Raw genomic sequence first — 2109 nt, 5'->3', positions numbered from 1 at the left:
CTGGCCCGGCACGCCGCGGCGGTGCTGCTGCGGATCGCCGGCCGGCCGGTCGGCGCGGCCGGGCTGTCCGATGCCCTCGTGGCTTTGCGCGGGACGACGGCCGCCGGGTTCGCCGACCCGCTGTTTCACGACGACCAGATCGACGGCCCGCTGCCGGCCCGGCCCCGGGTGCTGGCGCTGACCCTGGACGCCGAGCGCCCGGTCGTGGCCGCCCGGATCGCCGGGACCGAGGGTGTCGATCTGGTGGGTGTCGAGGACGTCGGCGAGGCAGGATCGGTCCCCGAGAGCAACACCCGCACCGAGCAGCAGCTGGCCACCCTGGCGTTGCGGCTGGAAATGGCCGCGGTTTATCTGAGACTGGCAGGGGGATAGTTCACTCGTGCAGCTCATACGCGGCGCTGTCCGCACTTACGCCTGGGGATCACGCACAGCCATCGCCGAATTCACCGGCCGGCCGGCGCCCACCGCGCACCCAGAGGCCGAACTCTGGCTCGGCGCCCACCCCGGAGACCCGGCCCGGCTGGAAGGCCCCGGCGGTGAGAGGTCGCTGCTGGACGCGATCACCGCCGATCCCGACGGCGAGCTGGGGCCGGCCGTGCGGGAACGTTTCGGCGACGTCCTCCCGTTCCTGGTGAAGGTGCTCGCCGCCGACGAGCCGCTGTCGCTGCAAGCCCATCCCAGCGCCCGGCAGGCGGCGGAGGGTTTCGAGCGGGAGGACCGCGCCGGCCTGCCGGTCGGTTCGCCGGTCCGAAACTACCGCGACTGCAACCACAAACCCGAACTACTGGTGGCGCTCAGCGATTTCGCCGCGCTCGCCGGATTCCGCCCGGCCGAACGTTCGGTCGCGCTGATGAAAGCCCTCGCGGCGCCTGGGCTGGATCCCTACATCGCCCTGCTCGCCGACCAGCCCGACGCCGCCGGACTGCGCGCCCTGTTCACCACCTGGATCACCGCCCCACAACCCGACGTGGACATCCTGATTCCCGCCGTCCTCGATGGTGCGGTCGCCTACATCCGTTCCGGCGCAAAGGAGTTCGACGGCGAAGCGCGGACCATTCTGGAACTCGGCGAGCGCTACCCCGGCGACGCCGGCGTGCTGGCCGCGCTGCTGCTCAACCGCATCAGCCTGCGCCCCGGCGAGGGGATCTTCCTGCCGGCCGGCAACCTGCACAGCTACCTGCACGGCATGGGGATGGAGGTGATGGCCAACTCCGACAACGTGCTGCGCGGCGGGCTGACACCGAAACACGTCGACGTACCCGAACTGCTGCGGGTGCTCGACTTCCACCCGGTGCCGGACGCCCGGGTCGGCACTCGCCGGGAGGGCATCGAACTGGCCTACCAGACCCCCACGGCCGAATTCGCCGCCTCGGTCCTGACTCTGGACGGCGACCACCTCGGTCACGAGGTCGACGCCCCGTCGCGTCACGACGGTCCGCAGATCCTGGTCTGCACCGAGGGTTCGGTGACCGCCCGGGCGAAGTCCGGCGAACTGCGGATCGAGCGCGGCGCGGCGGCGTGGGTGGCCGCCGACGACGGCCCGATCCGTTTGGAGGCCTGCGTCCCGAGCCGGTTGTTCCGCGCCACCGTCGGCCTCTGACCGGCCCGGCGACTCGACGGCGATTGCCTCGAACCCGACCTCGATCGCTCCCCGTCCCGGTAGCGTCTGCGCAGATGGCTGGACCTGATTCGCGCGCCCCTCGACGCGCCGCCGGCACCCCGCCCGGCCGTCGCTTCGCCGCGCGCACGAAATCGGTGGAACAGTCCATCCGGGACACCGACGAGCCCGCGACCCGGCTTCGCAAGCAGCTCACCTGGTGGGATCTCACGGTGTTCGGCGTCTCGGTGGTCGTCGGCGCCGGCATCTTCACCGTGACGGCGACGACCTTCGCGAACATCACCGGTCCGGCGCTGTCGGTCTCGTTCGTCATCGCCGCGGTCACCTGTGCGCTGGCAGCCCTGTGCTACGCCGAGTTCGCCTCCACCGCGGTGTACGCGCTCTACGGCTACCGGAACTCGGTTCTCGGCCGGCGACTGGCCGAGCCGGGACCCGCGCGCTAAGTGGACCCGCTGCGCGACGGCATCCTGGACGCGATGCGTCAGGAACTG

The 2109-nt window shown here is 71.6% G+C and carries 1 protein-coding gene and 2 pseudogenes; all 3 read left to right on the top strand.

Going from position 1 to position 2109, the window contains the following annotated elements; translation table 11 throughout:
- Nucleotides 1–372 (top strand): annotated as a pseudogene (locus ADBZ5U_RS15995) (TobH protein); the annotation flags it as partial.
- Nucleotides 373–379: 7 nt separating this feature from the next.
- Nucleotides 380–1600: a mannose-6-phosphate isomerase, class I gene (gene manA / locus ADBZ5U_RS15990; RefSeq protein ID WP_526811840.1), complete on the top strand. Its 1221-nt coding sequence runs from the start codon at nt 380–382 to the stop codon at nt 1598–1600.
- A 74-nt stretch (nt 1601–1674) separates the two neighbouring features.
- Nucleotides 1675–2010, top strand: a pseudogene (locus ADBZ5U_RS15985) (hypothetical protein); the annotation flags it as partial.
- Between the last annotated feature and the right edge of the window lie 99 nt (nt 2011–2109).

This window comes from Mycobacterium sp. (genome assembly GCF_040398885.1).
Lineage (GTDB): Bacteria > Actinomycetota > Actinomycetes > Mycobacteriales > Mycobacteriaceae > Mycobacterium.
This window is presented reverse-complemented; position numbering and strand designations above follow the sequence as displayed.